Source organism: Streptomyces sp. NPDC057623 (genome assembly GCF_042800355.1).
Taxonomy (GTDB): Bacteria; Actinomycetota; Actinomycetes; order Streptomycetales; family Streptomycetaceae; genus Streptomyces.
The window spans coordinates 38796-61207 of record NZ_JBHVGZ010000006.1 but is presented as its reverse complement, the minus strand read 5'-3'; the positions used below and the strand labels follow the sequence as shown (position 1 = coordinate 61207).

Annotated in this window: 18 protein-coding genes; 10 read left to right on the top strand and 8 right to left on the bottom strand. The window is 70.9% G+C overall.

Annotated elements, in window-relative coordinates:
* Positions 1-35 precede the first annotated feature (35 nt).
* Positions 36-974 carry a hypothetical protein gene (locus ACFU95_RS08850; RefSeq protein ID WP_383823828.1) on the top strand — a complete coding sequence of 313 codons (939 nt, stop codon included), beginning with the start codon at positions 36-38 and terminating at the stop codon, positions 972-974.
* An 8-nt stretch (positions 975-982) separates the two neighbouring features.
* Here the strand turns inward: ACFU95_RS08850 and ACFU95_RS08845 are convergent, their stop codons facing one another.
* The 3 genes from ACFU95_RS08845 to ACFU95_RS08835 are packed head-to-tail and all read right to left on the bottom strand — an operon-like array spanning position 983 to position 4573.
* Positions 983-3265 carry an FtsX-like permease family protein gene (locus tag ACFU95_RS08845; protein ID WP_383823825.1) on the bottom strand — a complete coding sequence of 761 codons (2283 nt, stop codon included), beginning with the start codon at positions 3263-3265 and terminating at the stop codon, positions 983-985.
* A gap of 1 nt (position 3266) precedes the next feature.
* On the bottom strand, positions 3267-4061 hold the full coding sequence (locus ACFU95_RS08840; protein WP_383823822.1) for an ABC transporter ATP-binding protein: 795 nt from the start codon (positions 4059-4061) through the stop codon (positions 3267-3269).
* Positions 4058-4573, bottom strand: a complete 516-nt coding sequence (locus ACFU95_RS08835) for a PadR family transcriptional regulator (RefSeq protein ID WP_048585079.1) — start codon at positions 4571-4573, stop codon at positions 4058-4060. Before ACFU95_RS08835 ends, ACFU95_RS08840 begins: the two co-directional genes overlap by 4 nt.
* Before the next feature lie 136 nt (positions 4574-4709).
* On the opposite strand from ACFU95_RS08835, the gene ACFU95_RS08830 reads away from it, so the two are divergent.
* The 5 genes from ACFU95_RS08830 (at position 4710) to ACFU95_RS08810 (ending at position 11448) form a co-directional block, all read left to right on the top strand.
* On the top strand, positions 4710-5981 hold the full coding sequence (locus tag ACFU95_RS08830) for an ABC transporter substrate-binding protein (RefSeq protein WP_383823818.1): 1272 nt from the start codon (positions 4710-4712) through the stop codon (positions 5979-5981).
* A 198-nt stretch (positions 5982-6179) separates the two neighbouring features.
* Positions 6180-7844 (top strand): glycoside hydrolase family 13 protein, encoded by a 1665-nt coding sequence (locus ACFU95_RS08825; RefSeq protein WP_383823816.1) that lies wholly within the window; start codon positions 6180-6182, stop codon positions 7842-7844.
* Between the two features lie 65 nt (positions 7845-7909).
* Positions 7910-9241, top strand: coding sequence for an ABC transporter substrate-binding protein (locus ACFU95_RS08820; protein ID WP_383824338.1), 1332 nt, complete (start codon positions 7910-7912; stop codon positions 9239-9241).
* A gap of 6 nt (positions 9242-9247) precedes the next feature.
* The gene (locus ACFU95_RS08815) at positions 9248-10612 is read left to right on the top strand and encodes an ABC transporter permease subunit (protein ID WP_383823814.1); all 1365 of its coding nucleotides are present in this window, start codon (positions 9248-9250) and stop codon (positions 10610-10612) included.
* Positions 10609-11448: a carbohydrate ABC transporter permease gene (locus ACFU95_RS08810; RefSeq protein WP_383823811.1), complete on the top strand. Its 840-nt coding sequence runs from the start codon at positions 10609-10611 to the stop codon at positions 11446-11448. Before ACFU95_RS08815 ends, ACFU95_RS08810 begins: the two co-directional genes overlap by 4 nt.
* Positions 11449-11917: 469 nt before the next feature.
* Here ACFU95_RS08810 and pgl read toward each other — a convergent pair whose 3' ends face one another.
* The 5 genes from pgl to tkt are packed head-to-tail and all read right to left on the bottom strand — an operon-like array spanning position 11918 to position 18739.
* Positions 11918-12700: a 6-phosphogluconolactonase gene (pgl, locus tag ACFU95_RS08805; protein ID WP_383823808.1), complete on the bottom strand. Its 783-nt coding sequence runs from the start codon at positions 12698-12700 to the stop codon at positions 11918-11920.
* The gene (opcA, locus tag ACFU95_RS08800) at positions 12697-13941 is read right to left on the bottom strand and encodes a glucose-6-phosphate dehydrogenase assembly protein OpcA (protein WP_383823805.1); all 1245 of its coding nucleotides are present in this window, start codon (positions 13939-13941) and stop codon (positions 12697-12699) included. Before opcA ends, pgl begins: the two co-directional genes overlap by 4 nt.
* On the bottom strand, positions 13938-15476 hold the full coding sequence (zwf, locus tag ACFU95_RS08795; protein ID WP_383823802.1) for a glucose-6-phosphate dehydrogenase: 1539 nt from the start codon (positions 15474-15476) through the stop codon (positions 13938-13940). The genes opcA and zwf overlap by 4 nt, the downstream gene beginning before the upstream one ends.
* 4 nt (positions 15477-15480) lie before the next feature.
* The gene (tal, locus tag ACFU95_RS08790) at positions 15481-16599 is read right to left on the bottom strand and encodes a transaldolase (protein WP_383823799.1); all 1119 of its coding nucleotides are present in this window, start codon (positions 16597-16599) and stop codon (positions 15481-15483) included.
* 34 nt (positions 16600-16633) lie between these two features.
* A complete protein-coding gene (gene tkt / locus ACFU95_RS08785) occupies positions 16634-18739 on the bottom strand; it encodes a transketolase (protein WP_383823795.1) in 2106 nt (701 codons plus the stop codon).
* A 364-nt stretch (positions 18740-19103) separates the two neighbouring features.
* Between tkt and ACFU95_RS08780 the strand changes: the two genes are divergently transcribed.
* The 4 genes from ACFU95_RS08780 (at position 19104) to ACFU95_RS08765 (ending at position 22412) form a co-directional block, all read left to right on the top strand.
* Positions 19104-20072 (top strand): heme o synthase, encoded by a 969-nt coding sequence (locus ACFU95_RS08780; RefSeq protein WP_383823793.1) that lies wholly within the window; start codon positions 19104-19106, stop codon positions 20070-20072.
* A 70-nt stretch (positions 20073-20142) separates the two neighbouring features.
* Positions 20143-20445: a hypothetical protein gene (locus ACFU95_RS08775; RefSeq protein ID WP_383823790.1), complete on the top strand. Its 303-nt coding sequence runs from the start codon at positions 20143-20145 to the stop codon at positions 20443-20445.
* Between the two features lie 104 nt (positions 20446-20549).
* Positions 20550-21656, top strand: coding sequence for an amidohydrolase family protein (locus ACFU95_RS08770; protein ID WP_383823787.1), 1107 nt, complete (start codon positions 20550-20552; stop codon positions 21654-21656).
* A gap of 18 nt (positions 21657-21674) precedes the next feature.
* Positions 21675-22412 carry a nucleotidyltransferase domain-containing protein gene (locus ACFU95_RS08765; protein ID WP_383823784.1) on the top strand — a complete coding sequence of 246 codons (738 nt, stop codon included), beginning with the start codon at positions 21675-21677 and terminating at the stop codon, positions 22410-22412.

Genomic DNA, 22412 nt, shown 5'->3' with positions numbered 1-22412 from the left:
CTGATCATGAAAACGATCACTCGGGGGAGTGCAAGTTGACGTATCCGCACGGGAGTTGGGCCGGCGGTTCCCTGACCGCCAGGTCGTTTTTGAAGCCTCATCATGTCGCGCGGGCGGTGTTTCATCCGTCCTGGATCCCGGAGTCCCTGGATCCGTCGGTGGACGCGCTCAAGAAGGCGCGCGTCATCGCCGGCGCGGTCGCGGCGTTCGGTGTCTACACCTTCGTCGAGGGCGGCTTCGCCTTCGACGAGATGATGAACAACGCGGCGACCGCCTGTGTCGTCCTGCTGTTCATCACGCCGCTCACGGTCGGCGTGATGCTCTACCTCTGGCGGCGTTCTGGCGCCGGCACGGTGGCGCAGCTGCGGGAGCCGCTCGTCAGGTCACTGAAGTTGCTGCTGTTGTTCATCGGCTCGGCGCTCGGGACGGTGCTGATCTTCCGGCTGGGGGACGCCTTCGGAACGCTCGGGGGGCTGCTGACCAGCATCGTGGGGCTCTGGATGGCCTTCTTCGTGATCGCCGGCGCCTACCGGATCTCGGGCAACTTCTTCGGTACCGCGGTCGTGCACCGCTGTCTGCCGCCGCTGCTCGCCACGGTGACGGCCTGGCTCATGGCCATCCCCGACCTCGTCACGGGTGACCTGCACGGTCTCGGCCTTGCCCTGGGCTTCGTCTTCATCCTGGGCGCCCCGATCACGGTCACGGGCATCGCCCTGCTGGAGATGGACCGGCTCAGGAGCCGGTACGGCATACGGCTCGCGGCCCACCCGGCCACCCTGCCGTCCCATCCCACCCCGGCTCGGACGCCGACCCCGCCGCCACCGCCCTACGCGCCGAACGGCGTCGTGCCGCCCCAGGGCAACCCGTACGGCCCGCCGGTCGGAAACCCCTACGGCCGGCCTCCGCAGGGCGATCCGTACGCTCCGGGACCGCGGAACCCGTACCACCCGCCGCCCCCGCACAGTCCGCGGTAGGCCGCAGGTCAGGCGACCGCGCTCAGGGTGTCCGCGAGGCGGCGGCGGGCCGCGCGGGAGGCCGGGACCGCGGCCAGGGCGGCCGCCCCGGCGACGGCCGCCACGCCGAACAGCGACAGGAGAGCGGCGGGCGGACCCTGGGCGATCCCGGCGCCGATGCCGCTCGATCTGCCCTGAGCGTCGATCAGCCAGTGCGCGAGGGGCGTGCCCAGGGCCGTACCGATGACGACCGCCGCCAGGGCGGTGCAGGCGGTGGATGTGACGGTGATCGCCGTGATCTGCCGTGGGGAGAGGCCGATGGCCTTCAGGGCGAGCAGGTCACGCTCGCCCTCCCGCACGCTGCCACCGATCGCGGTCAGCAGTTCGATGAGCCCGATCAGGGCGAGGACGGCGATCAGGCCCACGACGACTCCGCGCAGGGGCGAGAGCCCGTCGGCGGGGTTGGGTACGGCGTGGACGTCCAGGCGGCCGTGCCCGGCGGTGACCAGCCGTTCGGCGACCCGGTCGGGCTCCGCGCCCGGGTCGAGTCGCAGCTCGTAGAGGGTGGGGCCGAGGCCGGGGTCGTTCTCGCGGAGGGTGTCCAGGGAGGTGGAGATGACCCGGCCGGCGTTCTCCGGCTCGATGCTGCGGCCCACGATGTGCAGGATCTGCGGTTGCTCCCCGACGGTCATCCGTACCCAGTCGCCGACCCGTACGTCCAGCAGATCGAGCAGGCCCTCTCCGGCCACGGCCTCGTCGCGGCCCTGTGCCGGGCGGCCCTCGGCCAGGGCGTACGGGTAGGGCTCCGCGCGGGTGCCGAGGCCGCGCAGGGCGATCGTGGCCGTCTGGCCCGGGACCAGGGCGGCCACCTCGACGCCCGGGTAGGCGGCGGCGACCTGCGGGTCACGTTCCAGGAGCGCGCGGGTGTCGCGGTCGGCCAGGCCGGAGTCGGCATGGACGGTGAGGGCGGTCGGCAGGCCGATCTGGTCGGGCCTGCCGTCGAAGCGCTCGATCGTGGTCCACGCGCTCATCGCCACCACGATCAGCAGCAGCGGCAGCGCGAGCCGGGCCACCGTCGCCAGCGAGCGCAGCCTGCGTGTGAACGCCCGGTGCCAGCCCAGGACCAGCGCGGGCGGCAGCCGTAGCCCGAGCGCCCGCCGGGCCACGCCCGAGAGCCGCCCGCCGAGCGGAGCGGCGGGCCGCGGCACCGGCACCGGGGGCACCCGCCCCGCCCGCCACGCCGCGAGCCCCGTGGTCGCGCCGATGAACAGCACGGCTCCCACCGGCACCACGACCAGCGCCACGGTGTTCCCGGGCAGCCCCTGCCACACCCCGACGGCGTCCCCGAGCCGTCCCGGGATCAGCCTGCCCAGGCCCTGGATGACGGCCGCGGCGGCCACCGCACCCAGCAGTGCGTAGGCGAGATGCTGGAGCAGGAAGACGCGGACCACCTGACCCGGTGTGAAGCCGATCGCCTTCAGCACCGAGATGTCCCGCAGATGGCCGCGGATGCGGGTGCCGATCGCCCCGTGCACGGCGAGCCCGGCGGCGACCAGCGCACCCAGCCCGAACAGGCCCAGCACCTGGCCGAGCAGCCGGGTGTCGCCCTGCGCCTCGGCGCGCCCCTGCTTCCAGGTGGAGACCTCGCTGACCGCGCCGGCGCCCAGCACGGTCACGGCGCGCTGGACGGCGTAGTCCGTGTCGTCGGGATCCGTCAGGCGCAGCCCGATCACCTGGCCGCCCGGGTCGCGCACGGCGGACGGCGGAGCCCAGACGAGACCCGGCTGCTCGCCCGGCCGGTACCGCGGCTCGGCGCTGTCGGCGATGCCGAGCACGGTCAGGGTCCGGTCGGTGCCGGGCAGGGTGAGGGTGTCGCCGGGGGCGGCCAGGAGGGCGCGGGCCAGGCGGGTCTCCAGGACCACCCCGTCGGGGTTCGCGGGGTCCAGCCAGTGGCCGGAGGTGAGGAGCGGGCGGCCGACGGTGGGGCGCTCGGGAGTGCCGCGCAGTTCGACGGAGGCACGGGTGCCCCGGGAGGCGAGCGTGGTGGACGTGGTGGGGTAGGGACCCGCGACGGACTCGACGCCGTCCAGCTCCGCCAGTTTCCCGGTGTCCGCCGAGGAACCGGTGTGCAGCCACACGTGCGCGCCGTGTGCCTGGGTGAAGACGCGCTGCCAGGGGTTGGTGGCGTAGCCGAAGAGTGCCGTGGCCAGCAGCAGGGAGACGACGATCCCGGCCGTGGCGAGCACGAGGAACAGGGCCTCGCCGCGGTGCGTGCGCAGATCGGAGTGCGCCCAGCGCAGGGTGGCTCGCATCTCAGTCCCTGAGCTCCAGCACACCCGATATCCCGGTCCGGCGCGGCGGTGTGCCGCCGTCCAGCTCGGCGTCGTCGGCGATCCTGCCGTCGAAGAAACTGATCACCCGGTCCGCCGCGCTCGCCAGCCGCGCATCATGCGTGACCAGCACGATCGTCTGGCCGCGTTGGTGGAAGCGGGACAGCAGCCGCATCACCTCACGGGTGCCCTTGCTGTCCAGGCTGCCCGCGGGCTCGTCGGCCAGCAGCAGCGGCGGACGGTTGACCAGGGCCCGGGCCAGCGCGACCCGCTGCTGCTCGCCGCCGGACAGCTCGCCCGGCATGCTCCGCTCCTTGCCCGTGAGGCCCAGCTCGGCCAGCAGCTCCGCCCGCTCGGCGCGCGCCCGCTTCGGCGGGACGCCGGCCAGCAGCGCGGGCAGCTCCACGTTGTCGGCGACCGACAGGTCGGAGACCAGGTTGAAGAACTGGAAGACGATCCCGATGCGCTTCCTGCGCTCCACCGCCCAGCGGGCCTCGCTCCACCGGTCCGCGCACTCGCCGTCCAGCCAGATGCTGCCGCTGTCGGGCCGCTGCAATCCGCCCAGCAGATGCAGCAAGGTCGACTTACCGGCACCGGACGGGCCGGTGACCGCCACGAACTCGCCCTTGCGGACGGAAAGATCCACGCCCCGCACGGCATGCGCCGGGGCGCCCTCGCCGTGATGCGTCTTGACCAGGCTCTCGGAGCGCAGCACAGGGCTCCCCGCCTCCGACGCGGGACCGTCGGCGCGCGGCCCAGGAGTGGAATCGTCGCTCACTCCAGCTCCTCCAGCTCTTCCTGGCACCGCTCCAGCCAGTCGAGATCGGCCTGAAGGTGCAGCATCGCGCCCTCGATCAGCAGATGGGCGATGCGGTTGTCCCGGTCCTCGGCGGCGGCCAGCTTGGACAGTTGACGCATGGTGTTCAAGTACTGGCGCCGCTGTCTGTTGATGAGGGCGATCTGGTCGGCGAGACCCGTCTGCGGGGCGACGGCCAGCTTCATGAAGAACTCGTCCCGCACCCGGGGCTCGTCCTCGGGCTCCTCGAACCAGGCGCGCAGCGCCTCACGCCCGGCGTCGGTGAGGTGGTAGACCTTCTTGTTGGGCCGGCTCGACTGCTCGACGTCCTCGCCCTCTATCAGCCCCGATTTCTCGAGACGGCCGAGGGTCACATAGATCTGGCCGACGTTCGGCTGAGGGTACGCGGAGCCCAGCAGTTGCTCAAGGTCCTGCTTCAGCTCGTAGCCGTGCGCCGGGCCGCGCGCCAGCAGGGCCAGGAGGGGCAGCCGCACTCGTGCTCTCCTCCTCGCATCATGGTTAATGTGCTGCGAGGCCTAGTATCGCGCATACCTAACAGGTATACATGGCCTCTGACCCCGGACAAAGATGTTCGGCGCCAGTTGTACAGGGTTGTACAGGGAGGAACCTATGCGGTGGATCCACGCCGCCGGTAGGGGCCTTCTCGTCCTCGTTGTGATCCTGACCGGCTACGTCGCCGCCGGCGCCCGTGCCGACGAGGGTCCCGCGGCGGGCCGGGGGCCGATGACCCTCGCCACCGCCGGCGACCTCACCGGCTATCTCGGCTCCGTCCTGGATGGCTGGAACCGTACCCACCCCGACGAGAAGGTCACCCTCGTCGAGCTGCCCGACTCCGCCGACGAGACCCACGCGCAGATGACCACCGACCTGCGCGCCGGCGACCGCAGCCGCTTCGACATCCTCAACATCGACGTCAGCTGGACCTCGGAGTTCGCGGCGCAGGGCTGGATCCGTCCGCTGGCGCGCGACCGCTTCCCGCTGGACACCTTCCTGCCGCCGGTCGTGGACACGGCGACCTACGACGGACAGCTCTACGCGGTCCCGTACGTCACCAACGCCGGGCTGCTCCTCTACCGCAAGGACATCCTCGCCAAGGAGGGCGTCGCTCCTCCGCGCACCTGGGCCGAACTGGAACGGGCCGCGAAGACCATCGCGCCGAAGTACGGCCTCGACGGCTACGCCGGCCAGTTCCTGCCGTACGAGGGCCTCACCGTCAACGCCGCCGAGGCCGTCTACTCGGCGGGCGGCTCGATCCTCGGCGACGAGGGCGAGCGCGTCACCGTGAACTCGACGGCCGCCCGCGAGGGCATCGGCTTCCTCGCCCGGGGCGTGCGTGAGGGCTGGATCCCCGAGCGGGCGCTGACCTACAAGGAGGAGGAGTCCAAGCAGGCCTTCCAGGACGGACGCCTGCTCTTCCTCCGCAACTGGCCGTACGCCTATGTCGGCGCGTCGGCCAAGGGCTCACCGGTCTCCGGGAAGATCGGGGCCGTGCCGCTGCCGGGTCCGGACGGGCCGGGCAGGAGCGTGCTGGGCGGGTCCAACCTGGCCGTCAGCACCCACGCCCGGCACCCCGACTCGGCCGCGCGGCTGATCGCGTACCTGACCAGTGAGCGCGTCCAGCGCCAGGTCCTCACGCGCGGCGCCCTGCCGCCCGTACGGGCCGACCTGTACGAGGATCCCGGGCTGGTGCGGCAGTTCCCGTATCTGCCGACCCTGCGCCAGAGCGTGCGGACGGCCGCGCCGCGCCCCGAGAGCCCGCGCTACGACCAGGTGAGCCTGGTCGTGCAGGCGGTCGTGCACGACGCGATGACCGGGCGTGAGACGCCCGAGTCGGCGGTGCGGCGGCTGGCGCGGGAGCTCGACGCCATCTCCTCTCGATAGTTACTTGTTAAGTAACGCCGAGGTCTCTTCTCGGGTCGTTTCTGGTGGATAAGTCCAGATTTTACTGGCGAACTCTTCGGTAGCTTGCGTCTTACTCGTTGACACCCTCGCGACACGCCTACTTAACATGCATGCATAACGAGTTCTGCAGTTCCCATGCAGCAGTACCCATGCAGCAGTTCCCATGCAGCAGTTCCCATGCACAGACAGGGCAATGGATTGAACAGGCACCACTGGTGGCGCGACGCGGTGATCTACCAGGTGTACGTCCGCAGCTTCCTCGACAGCACCGGCGACGGTGTCGGTGATCTCGCCGGCGTCCGGGCCGGGCTGCCGTATCTGAAGAAGCTCGGGGTCGACGGGATCTGGCTGAGCCCCTTCTATCCCTCGCCGCAGCACGACCACGGCTACGACGTCGCCGACTACTGCGGCGTCGACCCGCTCTTCGGTGACCTCACCGAGTTCGACCAGCTGGTCGCGGCGGCTCGGCGGCTCGGCGTCAAGGTGCTGCTCGACATCGTCCCCAACCACTGCTCCAGCGAGCACCCGTGGTTCGAGGAGGCGCTCAACGCCGAACCCGGCAGCGCCGCCCGCGCCCGCTTCCACTTCGCCGACGGCCGGGGCCCCGACGGGTCCGAGCCGCCCAACAACTGGCACTCCATGTTCGGCGGCCCGGCCTGGAGCCGGGTGACCGAGGCGGACGGGCGGCCCGGCCAGTGGTACCTGCACATGTTCGCGCCCGAGCAGCCCGACTGGAACTGGCGCAACCCCGAGATCGGCGCCGAGTTCGACCGCATCCTCCGCTTCTGGCTGGACCGGGGCATCGACGGATTCCGCATCGACGTCGCCGCGGGTCTCTTCAAGCACCCCGAGCTGCCCGACTCGGACGACCCGGAGGCCGACGCCCGCACCCGCGACTCGGTCAACCCGCTCGCCTGGAACCAGCCCGAGGTGCACGAGGTGTGGCGCCGGTGGCGTTCCCTGTGCGAGGAGTACACCGCCGGTGACGGCCGCGAGCGGCTGCTCGTCGGCGAGGTGTCCGTCCCCACCGCGCGTGAACACGCCCGGTACGTCCGCCCCGACGAACTCCACCAGGCCTTCTTCTTCGACCTGCTCAGCGCACCCTGGGAGGCCGACGCCTTCCGCAAGGTCATCTCCGAGGCCATGCAGGACATAGCCGGCACGGGCTCGACGGTCACCTGGGTCCTCAACAACCACGACCAGGTCCGCACCGTCACCCGTTACGGCGAACCCGCCACCGAGGGCAGCGGCCTCGGCGCCGCCCGCGCCCGCGCCGCCGCGCTGCTGATGCTGGCGCTGCCCGGAGGCGCGTACATCTACCAGGGCGAGGAACTGGGCCTGCCCGAGGTCGTCGACCTGCCCGACGACGTGCTCACCGACCCGATCTTCCGCCGCACCGGTAGCCGGGCCCGTATCCGCGACGGCTGCCGGGTGCCGCTGCCGTGGTCGGGACAGGCGTCGCCCTTCGGCTTCACCTCCGGCGCGGACAGCGCCAAGCCCTGGCTGCCACAGCCGGAGTACTTCGCCGAGTACGCCACCGACCGCGCCCTCGCCGACACCCGCTCCTTCTGGCACCTCTACCGCGACGGCCTGCAACTGCGCGACGCACTGCCCCAGCTGGGCGAGGGCACGCTGCGCTGGCTGGACAGCCCGCCCGGCGTCCTGGCCTTCGTCCGCGGCGACGGCCTCGTCTGCGCCGTCAACTTCGGCACGGCACCCACCCCCGCGCCGGTCTCCGGCACCCCGCTGCTGTCGAGCGGCCCCTGCCCGGCCGGGGTACTGCCCGGCTCCACGGCGGCCTGGTGGATGAGCGACGGAACAGCCGAGCCCGCACTCGCCTGACCTCCCCGCCCCCTCGGCCCGTCCTGATCCTCCGTCAATTCCCCACCCTCGAAGGGACATCGATGATGATGCGACGACGTACCACCCTGCTCACCGGCTGTACCGCTCTCGTCCTGGCACTCGGCGCGACCGCCTGCGGCGGCGGGCCGGTCTCCGCGGGCGGCGGTGACAAGGCGCTCAGCGGACAGACGGTCACCGTGGCCGGTGTCTGGTCCGGCACCGAGCAGAAGAACTTCCAGAAGGTGCTCGACGCGTTCACCGAGAAGACCGGCGCCAAGACCCAGTTCACGTCCACCGGCGACAACGTCTCCACCGTCGTCGGCAGCAAGATCGAGGGCGGCAACGCCCCCGACGTGGTGATGGTCCCCCAGGTCGGCGTGCTCCAGCAGTTCGCGAAGAGCGACTGGCTCAAGCCGCTGTCCAAGACCGCCCAGCAGTCCGTGGACGCCAACTTCGCACCCGTGTGGAAGAACTACGGCAGCGTCGACGACACCCTCTACGGCCTCTACTTCAAGGCCGCCCACAAGTCGACCGTCTGGTACAGCCCCGACGCCCTCGCCCAGGCGGGCGTCGAGCCGCCGAAGTCGTACGACGACATGCTGAAGGCCGGACAGACCGTCTCCGACTCGGGCCTCGCCGCCTTCTCGGTCGCCGGGCAGGACGGCTGGACCCTCACCGACTGGTTCGAGAACGTCTACCTCTCCCAGGCCGGACCCGAGAAGTACGACGCCCTCGCCACACACAAGCTGAAGTGGACCGACGCGTCGGTGGTCGAGGCGCTCACCACCCTCGGCAAGCTGTTCAAGGACAAGCAGCTGATCGCGGGCGGGCAGAAGGGCGCCCTCAACACCGACTTCCCCGGCTCGGTGGAGAAGGTGTTCGGGCCCAAGCCCGAGGCGGGCATGGTCTACGAGGGCGACTTCGTCGCGGGCGTCGCCAAGGACCAGTTCGGCAAGTCGATAGGCGAGGACGCGAACTTCTTCCCCTTCCCGGCCGTCGGCGGCGGCAAGGCGCCGGTGGTCAGCGGCGGCGACGCGGCCGTCGTCCTGAAGGACGGCAAGAACCAGAAGGCCGGCATGGCACTGCTGGAGTACCTGGCGACGCCGGAGGCCGCGGCGGTGTGGGCCGAGGCGGGCGGCTTCCTGTCCCCGAACAAGAACCTCGACCTCGCGTCCTACGGCGACGACGTCACCCGCGCGACCGCCAAGTCCCTCGTCTCGGCGGGCGACTCGGTCCGCTTCGACATGTCCGACCAGGCCCCGGCCGCCTTCGGCGGTACCAAGGGCGCGGGCGAGTGGAAGCTCCTCCAGGACTTCCTGCGCGACCCGTCGGACCCGAAGGCGACCGCGGCGCAGCTGGAGGCCGCGGCGGCCAAGGCGTACGAGGGCCAGGGCTGACCGGTCATGGCCGCGACACTCGTGAAAGAGACGAGCCCGGCGCCCTCCGCGGGCGCCGGCCAGGCGCGAAGCCGGCGCACCCGGCGGCGCGCCCGGATCATCGCCCTGCTCTTCGTCTTCCCCGCGCTGCTCCTGCTGGGCGCGCTGGTCGTCTACCCCGTGCTCTTCTCCGTCGGACGCAGCTTCTTCGACGCCTCCGGCACCCGGTTCGTGGGCGGCGAGAACTACGCCGAGATGTTCCGCGACCCGGCCACCCTCAAGGCCGTCCGCAACACCACGATCTGGGTGGTGGTGGCCCCGGCCCTGCTCACGGGCCTCGGCCTGATCCTGGCCGTGCTGGTGGAGAAGGTCCGCTGGGCCACCGCGTTCAAGCTGCTGCTGTTCATGCCGATGGCCGTGTCCTTCCTCGCGGCCGGCATCATCTTCCGGCTCGCGTACGACGAGGACCCGGACAAGGGCGTGCTGAACGCCGCGGCCGTCTCCGTGCACGACGCCTTCCAGGGCACGTCGACGTATCCGACGGCCCGGGCCCGCGACGGGCAGGGACTGGCGAAGGGGACGGACGGCTCGTACCGCACCAGCGCGACCGCGTCGCCGGGCGAGGCGGTGACGCTGGGTCTGGTCGGCGTCCTGCCCGACGACCTGCCCGGGGGCACCGAGCCGGCCTATGCGGCAGCGGGGCAGCAGGCGGGCCCCGGTGAGCTGCGCGGCGTCGTGTACCTCGACTTCACGCCCGGTGGGGGAGGGGAGCAGGGCAAGGTCGACCGGCGGGAGCGCGGGCTGCCGGAGATGACGGTCGAGGCGGTGCGGGCCGGGAAGGCGGTCGCCTCGACGACCACGGCGTCCGACGGCTCCTTCCGCTTCGAGGGGCTGGGCGAGGGCTCGTACACGGTGAAGCTGCCGGCCTCGAACTTCGCCGCACCCTACGAGGGCATCTCCTGGCTCGGTCCCACACTCGTGACACCGGCGATCATCGGGGCGTACCTGTGGATCTGGACGGGCTTCGCCATGGTCCTGATCGGCGCCGGGCTCTCGGCCCTCCCCCGGGACGCGCTGGAGGCGGCGCGGATGGACGGCGCGAACGAGTGGCAGATCTTCCGGCGGATCACGGTGCCGCTGCTGGCGCCGGTCCTGACGGTGGTCTTCGTGACCCTCGTGATCAACGTGATGAAGGTCTTCGACCTCGTCTACATCATCGCGCCCGGGCCGGTGCAGGAGGACGCGACCGTGCTCGCGACGCAGATGTGGCTGGTGTCGTTCGGCGGCGGCAACAACCAGGGGCTGGGCAGCGCGCTGGGCGTCCTGCTTCTGCTGCTGGTCATCCCGGCCATGGTCTTCAACGTCCGCCGTTTCCGAGGGAGTCAGCGATGAACGCGGTCAGGCGTGGGCTGGGCAACGGGCTCGTCCAGGCGCTTCTCGTGGTGGTCGGGCTGGTGTGGCTGACACCGCTCGCCGGGCTGTTCGTGTCGTCCCTGCGGTCCGCCGAGGACACGGCCACGGGCGGCTGGTGGACGGTGTTCACCACTCCGGGCCAGCTGTCCTTCGACAACTACTCGGCCCTGCTGGGGAACGCCGGGATCAGCCAGGCCTTCTGGAACACCGTGCTGATCTCGGTGCCCGCGACTGCGCTGGTCGTCGTCCTCGCGGCGCTCGCGGGGTACGCCTTCGCATGGCTGGACTTCCCCGGGCGTGAGGCGATCTTCCTGGTCGTGGTGGCGCTGCTGGTGGTCCCCGTGCAGATCGGCCTGCTCCCGGTCGCCAAACTCTTCGGCCAGCTGGGGCTGTTCGGCACGATTCCCGGGGTCGTCCTCTTCCATGTGGCGTACGGGCTGCCGTTCGCGGTGTTCCTGCTGCGGAACTACTTCGCCGAGATGCCGAAGGAGATGCTGGAGGCGGCACGGATGGACGGGGGCAGCGAGTGGCGGATCTTCACCCGGCTGGTGCTTCCGGTGGGGCGGCCCGCGATCGCCTCGCTGGCCATCTTCCAGTTCCTGTGGGTGTGGAACGACATGCTGGTGGCGTTGCTGTTCGCGGACAGCGCGTCGCAGCCGCTCACCGTGGAACTCCAGTCGCAGATACGGCAGTTCGGCAGCAACATCGATGTGCTGGCGCCGGGGGCGTTCGTGTCGCTGGTGGTGCCGGTGGTGGTGTTCTTCGCGTTCCAGAGGCACTTCGTGCAGGGCGTCATGGCGGGTTCGGTGAAGTAGGGGTTCCTCGCCCCCGCCGCCCCTACCCGTCCCATCCCAGGGGGCTGCCGCCCCCAGCCCCCCGCTTTCGGTCCCGAAAGGGCCTCGTCCTCAAACGCCGGACGGGCTGACAAACCTGAGGGCTGAGCCCCGTGCGGGTGGGTGGGGGCTTGGGACGGTGGCGGGCTCGTGCTCGAATTTCGTACGGGCTGACGATTCCCGGTCCGGTCCGTGAGGGCTGAGCCCTCTGCGGGTGGGTGGGGGCTCGGGACGGTGGCGGCCTTGTGCCCGGATTTCGGGCGGGCTGACGATCCCGGTCCGGGTCCGTGAGGGCTGAGCCCCCTGCGGGTGGGTGGGGCTTGGCTCGGACGTCGGGTGCGTGTATCCAGCCCCTCCGGCGTTTGAGGAGCGGGGTCTGGGGCGGAGCCCCAGGAGGATGGGACGGGTAGGGGCGGCGGGGGCGGGAACAACCCCCCGCCGCCCCGCCCGCTCAGGGCGACGCCGGCGGATACAGCGACCGCGGCAGCTGCGACGCCGCCGCGGAGTCCAGCAACCACAGGGTCCTGGAACGCCCGTACGCCCCGGCCGCCGGCGCCTGGATCTCACCCGCGCCCGAGAGGGCGATCGCCGCCGCCCGCGCCTTGTCCTCGCCGGCCGCCAGCAGCCACACCTCCCGCGCCGCCCGGATCGCGGGGAGCGTGAGGGTCACACGGGTGGGCGGAGGCTTCGGCGCGCCATGGACGCCGACGACGGAGCGGTCCGTCTCCCGTACCGCGGGAAGCTCCGGGAACAGCGAGGCCACGTGAGTGTCGGGACCCACGCCCAGCATCAGGACGTCGAAGGTGGGCACCGCGCCGTGGTTCTCCGGGCCCGCCGCCCTCGACAGTTCCTCCGCGTACGAGGCGGCCGCCGCCTCCACGTCCGCCCCGAACGGCCCGTCCGACGCGGGCATGGCATGCACCCGCTTCGGATCCAGCGGCACCGCGTCCAGCAGGGCTTCACGCGCCTGCGTGACGTTGCGCTCGGGATCGCCCTCGGGGAGGAAGCGTTCGTCGCCCCACCAGAGGTCCAGGCGGCCCCAGTCGATCGCGTCCCTCGCGGGGGCGGCCGCGAGCGCGGCCAGCAGGCCGTTGCCGTTGCGGCCGCCGGTGAGGACCACGGATGCCGAGCCCCGGGAGGCCTGGGCGTCCACGATCTTCGTGATCAGCCGGGCCGCCGCGGCCTGCGCCATCAGCTCCTTGTCGTGGTGCACGACCAACTGCGGAGTACTCACTTCGCCGCCGCCTTCGTCACCGGTTCCTGCGCCTTCGCTTCCTTCGCGGCAGCTTTCGCAGCGATTTCGGCGGGCGTCGCGACCGCTGCTCCTTTGGCCGGTGATCCCTCCCCGGCCTCCGCGACAGGCGGCTTCTGGGCCCTCGCCTCCCCGACAGGCGCCTCCCCGACAGGCGGCTTCTCGGCCGCGGCCTCCTCGGCAGGCGGCTCCTCGGCCCTGGCCACAGCGGCCTCGGCCAGGGCGACGGCCTGCACGGCCTTGGCCACCGCGGCCTCGGCGGCCTCCGCACTCCGAACCGCCGAAGACGACGCGGCGGAGGAGTTGAGCCGCTCCACCCCGAACCGCAGCGCCGACGCGTACGTGTCGTCCGGGTCGAGCCGCCGCAGTTCCTCCGCGATCAGCTCGGCCGTCTCACGCCGCTTCAACGCCACCCCGCGGTCCGGCTGGCCCTGGATGGAGAGGGTAGCCAGGGAGCCGTCCGCACGGTCCAGCGTGATCGGGCCGCAGTCGGTGTCCATGCGCACCGCCGTCAGACCGGGGCCCGACGACAGCGACCGCTTGACGGGGACGTCCAGCCGGTCCGCGAGCCACATCGCCAGCAGCTCACAGCTCGGGTTGAACTCCTCGCCCTCCACCTCGACGGCCCTCACCTCGCAGACCACCTGGTCCAGAGCCGCCGCGAGCATCGACCGCCACGGCGTGATCCGGGTCCAGGACAGGTCGGTGTCGCCGGGCGTGTAGGCGTCGGCGCGGGACGACAGCTCCCGTACCGGCTGCTCCGAGGCGTAGGTGTCGGTCACCCGGCGCTGGGCCAGCGCGCCCAGCGGGTCGTTCGCCGGGTCGAGCGGCGCGTTCACCGGCCACCAGACCACCACCGGGGCGTCCGGCAGGAGCAGGGGGAGGACGACGGACTGCGCGTGGTCGGACACCTCGCCGTACAGGCGCAGCACCACCGTCTCGCCGCTGCCGGCGTCGGCGCCCACCCGCACCTCGGCGTCCAGCCGGGACTGCGTACGGTCGCGGGGCGAACGCGAGACGCGCTTGATGACCACGAGCGTGCGCGAGGGGTGCTCGTGCGAGGCGTCGTTGGCGGCCTTCAGGGCGTCGTAGGCGTTCTCCTCGTCCGTCACGATGACCAGCGTGAGCACCATGCCGACGGCCGGCGTGCCGATGGCCCGGCGGCCCTGCACCAGCGCCTTGTTGATCTTGCTGGCCGTGGTGTCGGTCAGGTCTATCTTCATGGCCGGCGCCAGCTCCGTCCGTCTCGCTCGAGCATTTCGTCCGCCTCGACGGGGCCCCAGGTACCGGCCGGGTACTGGGCGGGCCTGCCGTGCTGGTCCCAGTACTCCTCGATCGGGTCGAGGATCTTCCAGGACAGCTCGACCTCCTCGGTGCGCGGGAAGAGGTTGGAGTCGCCGAGCAGGACGTCCAGGATCAGGCGCTCGTACGCCTCGGGCGAGGACTCCGTGAAGGACTCGCCGTACGCGAAGTCCATCGACACGTCCCGGATCTCCATCGACGTGCCCGGCACCTTCGAGCCGAAGCGGACCGTGACGCCCTCGTCCGGCTGGACGCGGATGACGATCGCGTTCTTGCCGAGCTCCTCCGTCGCCGTGTGGTCGAAGGGGGAGTGCGGGGCGCGCTGGAAGACGACCGCGATCTCGGTGACCCGGCGGCCGAGACGCTTGCCGGTGCGCAGGTAGAAGGGGACGCCCGCCCAGCGGCGGTTGTCGATCCCCAGCCTGATCGCGGCGTACGTGTCGGTCTTCGACTTGGCGTCGATGCCCTCCTCCTGGAGGTACCCGACGGCCTTCTCGCCGCCCTGCCAGCCGGCCGCGTACTGCGCGAACACCGTGTCCCGGCCGAGGTCCTTCGGCAGCCGTACGGCACCGAGCACCTTGGTCTTCTCCGCCGCCAGCGCGTCCGCGTCGAAGGAGGCGGGCTCCTCCATGGCGGTCAGCGCCATCAGCTGGAGCAGGTGGTTCTGGATGACGTCACGGGCGGCGCCGATGCCGTCGTAGTAGCCGGCGCGGCCGCCGATGCCGATGTCCTCGGCCATGGTGATCTGCACGTGGTCCACGAAGGACCGGTTCCAGATCGGCTCGAACATCGTGTTGGCGAACCGCAGCGCCAGGATGTTCTGGACGGTCTCCTTGCCCAGGTAGTGGTCGATGCGGAAGACCTGGTCCGGGGCGAAGACCTCGTGGACGACCTTGTTGAGTTCCTCGGCCGACTCCAGGTTGTGCCCGAACGGCTTCTCGATGACCGCGCGGCGCCAGGAGCCGCCCGTCTGGTCGGCCAGGCCGTGCTTCTTCAGCTGCTGGATGACCACCGGGAAGGCGCTCGGCGGCACCGAGAGGTAGAAGGCGAAGTTGCCGCCCGTGCCCTGGGCCTTGTCCAGCTCCTCGATGGTGCCGCGCAGCCGCTCGAAGGCGTCGTCGTCGTCGAAGGTGCCCTGCACGAAGCGCATGCCCTGGATGAGCTGCTGCCAGACCTCCTCACGGAAGGGGGTGCGGGCGTGCTCCTTGACCGCGTCGTGGACCTCCTGAGCGAAGTCCTCGTTGGCCCACTCGCGGCGGGCGAAGCCGACCAGCGAGAAACCCGGCGGCAGCAGACCCCGGTTGGCGAGGTCATAAACCGCCGGCATCAGCTTCTTACGTGACAAATCGCCCGTAACGCCGAAAATCACCAGGCCCGACGGCCCCGCGATACGCGGGAGCCGTCGGTCGGCGGCGTCACGAAGCGGGTTCGCTTCCGTGACGGTAAAGGGTGACAAGGGATCAGCCCTCCGAGGGGGCGAGGCGCTCCAGCTCTGCCTCGGTCGACTTGAGCAGGTCGTTCCAGGACGCCTCGAACTTCTCGACGCCCTCGTCCTCCAGCAGCTGCACCACGTCGTCGTACGAGACGCCGAGGCGCTCGACGGCGTCCAGGTCCGCACGGGCCTGCTCGTAGGTGCCGGCGATGGAGTTGCCGGTGATCTCGCCCTTCTCCTCCGTGGCCTGGAGGGTGGCCTCGGGCATGGTGTTGACCGTGTTCGGGGCGACCAGGTCGTCGACGTAGAGGGTCGGCTTGTACGCCGGGTCCTTCACGCCGGTCGACGCCCACAGCGGACGCTGCTTGTTGGCGCCCGCGTTCTCCAGCGCGCTCCAGCGGTCGGAGGAGAAGACCTCCTCGTACGCCTGGTAGGCGAGCCGCGCGTTGGCCACGGCCGCCTTGCCGCGCGCGGCCTTGGCCTCGTCGGTGCCGAGCGCGTCGAGCCGCTTGTCGATCTCGGTGTCCACACGGGACACGAAGAAGGACGCCACCGACTGGATCTTGGACAGGTCCAGGCCCTTGGCCTTGGCCTTCTCCAGGCCCGCGAGGTAGGCGTTCATGACCTCGCGGTAGCGCTCCAGCGAGAAGATCAGCGTGACGTTGACGCTGATGCCGAGGCCGATGACCTCGGTGATCGCCGGGAGGCCCGCCTTGGTGGCCGGGATCTTGATCAGGGTGTTCGGACGGTCGACCAGCCAGGCCAGCTGCTTGGCCTCGGCGACGGTCGCACCGGTGTTGTGCGCGAGCCGCGGGTCGACCTCGATGGAGACCCGGCCGTCCTGACCGCCGGTGGCGTCGAAGACCGGGCGCAGGATGTCGGCGGCGTCCCGGACGTCCGCCGTGGTGATCATGCGGATCGCCTCTTCGACGGTCACCTTGCGGGCGGCGAGGTCGGCGACCTGCTGCTCGTAGCCGTCACCGCCGCTGATCGCCTTCTGGAAGATCGACGGGTTGGTCGTGACACCCACGACGTGCTGCTGGTCGATCAGCTCGGCGAGATTGCCGGACGTGATGCGCTGGCGCGACAGGTCGTCCAGCCAGATCGCGACGCCCTCCTCGGAGAGGCGCTTCAGTGCGTCTGTCATGGAAAATCAAACTCCTACGTCTCGTATATGAGCGTCAGCGCTGGGTCGCGGCGAGGCCCGTAGTCGAATCAAGCACAGCCCGCGCGACGGCAGCCACGTTCTCGGCAGTGAAGCCGTACTCCCGGAAAAGGACCTTGCCGTCGGCCGAAGCACCGAAGTGCTCCAGGGAAACGATGCGACCCGCGTCCCCGACGTACTTGTGCCAGGTGAGACCGATCCCGGCCTCCACCGCGACCCGCGCCTTGACGGCCGGCGGCAGGACGCTGTCCCGGTACCCCTGGTCCTGCTCCTCGAACCACTCCACGCACGGCATGGACACGACCCGCGTCGGCACCCCGCCGGCCTGGAGTTCCTCGCGCGCCCCGACGGCGACGTGCACCTCGGAACCGGTCGCGATCAGCACGACCTGCGGCTCGCCGCCGTCGGCCTCGAACAGCACGTAACCGCCGCGCGCGGCGTCCTCGTTGGTCTCGTAGGTCGGCACACCCTGACGGGTCAGCGCGAGGCCGTGCGGGGCGCCCTTGCCGAACTCCTTGGTGTAACGCGACAGGATCTCGCGCCAGGCGATCGCGGTCTCGTTGGCGTCGGCCGGGCGGACCACGTTCAGCCCCGGAATCGCGCGCAGCGACGCCAGGTGCTCGATCGGCTGGTGCGTCGGACCGTCCTCGCCCAGACCGATGGAGTCGTGCGTCCACACGTACGTCACCGGCAGGTGCATCAGCGCCGACAGGCGTACGGCATTGCGCATGTAGTCGGAGAACACGAGGAACGTGCCGCCGTAGATGCGGGTGTTGCCGTGCAGCGCGATGCCGTTCATCTCCGCGGCCATGGAGTGCTCGCGGATACCGAAGTGGATCGTACGGCCGTACGGGTCTGCCTCCGGGAGCGGGTTGTCCGCCGGGAGGAACGACGACGTCTTGTCGATCGTCGTGTTGTTCGAGCCGGCCAGGTCGGCCGAACCGCCCCACAGCTCCGGGACGACCGCACCCAGCGCCTGGAGGATCTTGCCGGACGCGGCACGCGTCGCGACGCCCTTGCCGGGCTCGAAGACCGGAAGCTTCTCCTCCCAGCCGGTGGGCAGCTCGCCCTTGCTGATGCGGTCGAACTCCGCGGCGCGCTCGGCGTTGTTGTCCCGCCACTGCTGGAAGGACTTCTCCCACACGGCACGGGCCGCCTGGCCGCGCTCCAGGGCACCCCGGGTGTGGCCGATGACCTCGCCCGCGACCTCGAAGGACTGCTCCGGGTCGAAGCCGAGGACGCGCTTGGTGGCCGCGACCTCGTCGTCGCCGAGCGCCGAGCCGTGGGCGGCCTCGGTGTTCTGCGCGTTCGGGGCCGGCCAGGCGATGATCGAGCGCATCGCGATGAAGGACGGCTTGTCGGTGACCGCCTTGGCCTGCTGGATGGCGTCGTAGATGGCGGCCGGGTCGAGGTCGCCGTTGTCCTGCGGCTCGACGCGCTGCACGTGCCAGCCGTACGCCTCGTACCGCTTGGCGGTGTCCTCGGAGACGGCCGTCTCCGTGTCGCCCTCGATCGAGATGTGGTTGTCGTCCCACAGCAGGACCAGGTTGCCGAGCTTCTGGTGCCCGGCCAGCGAGGACGCCTCGGCGGAGATGCCCTCCTGGAGGCAGCCGTCACCGGCGATGACATAGACGAAGTGGTCGAACGGGGAGGTGCCCTCGGCGGCCTCCGGGTCGAACAGACCGCGCTCGTAGCGGGCGGCCATCGCCATGCCGACGGCGTTGGCGACACCCTGGCCCAGCGGGCCGGTCGTCGTCTCGACGCCCGTGGTGTGGCCGTACTCCGGGTGGCCGGGGGTCTTCGAACCCCACGTCCTGAACGCCTTCAGGTCGTCCAGCTCCAGGCCGAAACCGGCCAGGTAGAGCTGGGTGTAGAGGGTCAGGGACGAATGGCCGGCGGACAGCACGAAGCGGTCGCGTCCGACCCAGTCGGCGTCCGCCGGGTCATGCCGCATCACCTTCTGGAAGAGGGTGTAGGCGGCAGGCGCCAGGCTCATCGCCGTACCCGGATGGCCGTTACCGACCTTCTGTACGGCGTCGGCGGCCAGGACTCGGGCGGTGTCCACGGCCCGCTGGTCCAGTTCGGTCCACTCGAGGTCTGTGGTGGTCGGCTTGGTGCTCACCCTGGGTCAGGGCTCCTCTCCACATGTCGGTTGCCGGTGTCACGGGCACATACGCCCACCGGCTGCCGGCGTACTCGGCGTCGGCCGGCCGTTGTCGAGCCTACCCCCGGAAGTACGTGCGTTTTTTCGAGTCATTCCAGACTGCCGGGAGTCGCCGGGATGTGCCTCCCGACTAGGTGGTTCCGCACTCGGCAAGTGAATACGCAGGCGCTCATCCGGGTGCTCAATCGAGCCGTCGTGCGCCCGTCGGACGCCCTCCTCCAACACGACCCCACCCCCGCGAATGTCCGGGTCTGGGCAACGTCTACAGTGGCGTGGTACGCGCGAGCCTTTACCGGGACTTCACACGGGGAGGCTTGCTGGGATGTCTCTGTCAGGGGTGTGCGTGACGGCCGTTGAATCCCGTCCAGCGGGGATTATCGGGACGAGCCAGAGCCCGAGCCGGCGGCCGATCGGGGCCCGGGTCAAGGCGTTCGTGGCGCTGACCAAGCCACGGATCATCGAGCTGCTGCTCATCACCACCGTTCCGGTGATGTTCCTGGCCGAGCAGGGTGTACCCGACCTCGGTCTGGTGCTGCTCACCTGCGTCGGCGGCTACTTGTCCGCGGGCGGCGCCAACGCGCTGAACATGTACATCGACCGCGACATCGACGCGCTCATGGACCGCACCTCGCAGCGCCCGCTGGTCACCGGCATGGTCAGCCCACGCGAGTGCCTGGCCTTCGGCATCACGCTGGCCATCGCCTCCACGCTGCTGTTCGGCCTCACCGTCAACTGGCTGAGCGCCTGGCTCTCCCTCGGCGCGCTCCTCTTCTACGTCGTCGTCTACACGATGATCCTCAAGCGCCGCACGTCGCAGAACATCGTGTGGGGCGGCATCGCGGGCTGTATGCCGGTGCTGATCGGCTGGACGGCCGTCACGAACTCCCTCACCTGGGCGCCGCTCATCCTCTTCCTGGTGATCTTCTTCTGGACGCCGCCGCACTACTGGCCGCTGTCCATGAAGGTGAAGGAGGACTACGCGCGCGTGGGCGTGCCCATGCTCCCCGTCATCGCCTCCAACAAGGTCGTCGCCAAGCAGATCGTCATCTACAGCTGGGTGATGGTGGCGGTGTCCCTCCTGCTGACGCCGCTGGGCTACACGGGCTGGTTCTACACCGCGGTCGCGCTGGCCGCGGGCGGCTGGTGGCTCTGGGAGGCGCACGCGCTCCAGAACCGCGCGAAGGCCGAGGCGACGGGCGTGAAGCTGAAGGAGATGCGCCTGTTCCACTGGTCGATCACCTATGTGTCGCTGCTGTTCGTGGCCGTGGCGGTGGACCCCTTCCTGCGGTAGGGGTCTCTGAGGCGGGGGTCACGGACCCCGCCCGTCGCCATTCGCCCTACTCGTGGGTAGCATCCTGGCCATGGCAGACAAAGTGGCCAAGCTGGCCAAGCAGATCAACGCCTTCGCGAAGTCCCACGGTGGCGCCGAGGCCCAGGTCGCGTACATCGGACAGCGCGGCGCCCGCATCGTGCTCGTCGGTGCGGACGGCGGCTGGGGCGACCTGGTGGCACCGTCCTACGAGACCGCCGAGCAGGCGGTCGGCCAGGCCGGCGTCACGGTCCACGAGGCGTTCGACGGCGAGTTCGCGGCGAAGGTGAAGACCGGCCCGTACGAGTGGAGCCGCATGGCGGGCATCCAGGTCGGCGGCCCGAGCAACGGCTGAGACCTGTCGGCGTTTCGCACGGGGTGGGTGACACCAACACCTGATGCCCGGTTCACCCGTTAGGACCTGTGAGGAACACACGGTCCACCTGACGGGGAGCCCGGATGATCGAAACGCCGTCCCTCGTGGACCAGTACTGCCACGGGGTCCTGAGAACGGAGCTGGGCCTCGGCACCTTCGAGGCCCAGCTGGCCCGCACCGAGGGCCCACCGGCGCCCGGCACCACGCTCTTCGACACCCAGACCGGTTTCGCCGTACGCCGCTGGTGCCCGCCGTTACTCGGCCTGGAACCGCACTGCGCTCCCGCCCGCTATCTGGCCCGGCGCCGTGAGCTCGGCGTACTGGAGGCGGGCCGGCGCCTGCTGCGGGGCAGCGGCATCACGACGTACCTGATCGACACCGGTCTGCCCGGCGATCTCACCGGTCCCCCGGAGATGGCGTCCACCGCGTCCGCCGAGGCCCACGAGATCGTGCGGCTCGAACTCCTCGCCGAACAGGTCGCCGACACCTCGGGCACGGTCGAGTCCTTCCTCGCCAACCTCGCCGAGTCGGTGCACGGCGCGGCGGCGAACGCGGTGGCCTTCACGTCCGTGGCAGGCGTACGGCACGGCCTCGCGCTCGCGCCCGAGCCGCCCGGGCCGGGAGAGGTACGGGGCGCGGCGGGGCGCTGGCTGGCGGCGCGCAGGGTCGGCGGCGAGCTGAGCGATCCGGTCCTGCTACGGCATCTGCTGTGGATCGCGGTGGCCTCGGGCCTGCCCCTGCAGCTGCACGCGGGGCTGGGGGAGCCGGGCCTGCGCATCGACCGCACGGACCCGGTGCTGCTCACGGACTTCGTCCGCGCCACGGCCGGCCTCGGCACCGACCTGGTCCTGCTGCACGGCTATCCGTACCACCGCCACGCCGCCCACCTGGCCGGCGTCTTCTCGCACGTCTACGCCGACTCGGGTGCCGCCCTCGTCCGCACGGGCGCCCGCGCGGCCACGATCCTCGCCGAGATCCTGGAACTCGCCCCCTTCGGCAAGATCCTCTTCTCCAGCGGGGCACAGGGCCTGCCCGAGCTGCACGTGGTCGGGGCGCGCCTGTTCCGCGAGGCCCTCGCCCGGGTGCTCGGCGGCTGGGTCGCCGAGGGCTCGTGGTCCCTGGGAGACGCGCAACGGGTGGCGGGAATGGTGGCGGCGGGCAATGCCAGACGGGTGTACGGGGTGGAGTGAGCCGTACAGACTGGGCGGATGCCGACCGATGCCTTACTCGATCGCTTCCTCGGTGAGCTCGCACCGCTGGCTCCCGTCGCCGTCTGGGCGCACGGCTCCCTCGCCGGCGGCGACTACCAGGAGGGCCGCAGTGACCTGGACCTGATCGCCGTGCTGGACGGCCCGCTCACGCCCCGCACCGTCTGGCAGGTGGCGAAGGTCCACGCCCGGCTGCGGTCCGATCCGCTCGCCGCGCTGCTGCACTGCACGTATCTGACACCGGACACGGCGGACGACGCCGACCGACGCCACCTCACCTGGGCGCACGAGATCTTGTTCAAACGGACGGTGACCCCGGTGACCCGGCGCGAGCTGCACGCCTTCGGCCGAGTGCTGCACGGCAAGGCGCCCGCCGGCCTGTTGCCGCCGGTGCCGGACCGGGAGCTCGCCGACTTCGTCGTACGCGACCAGCGGGAGTTCTGGCGGCCGGCGGTCGACAACGCCTCGCTGTGGACCAGGGATGTGTGGGTCGACCTCGGGACGATCACGTACGCCCGCGCGGGCGTCACCCTGCGCGACGGGCGGCTGATCTCCAAGCGGGAGGCCCTGGACCTGCTCCCCGGCCTCGGGGCACCTGTCGAGGTCGTCGAGGACATCCGCAGGCGCCGCTACGACGGCTCCGCGCCGCCGCCCGACGGGTGGGTGGCGCGCAGAGCCGGGCTGACCCGCGGCTACCTGGGACCGGCGATCGACGCCTTGGTGGCGACGTACGGCTGA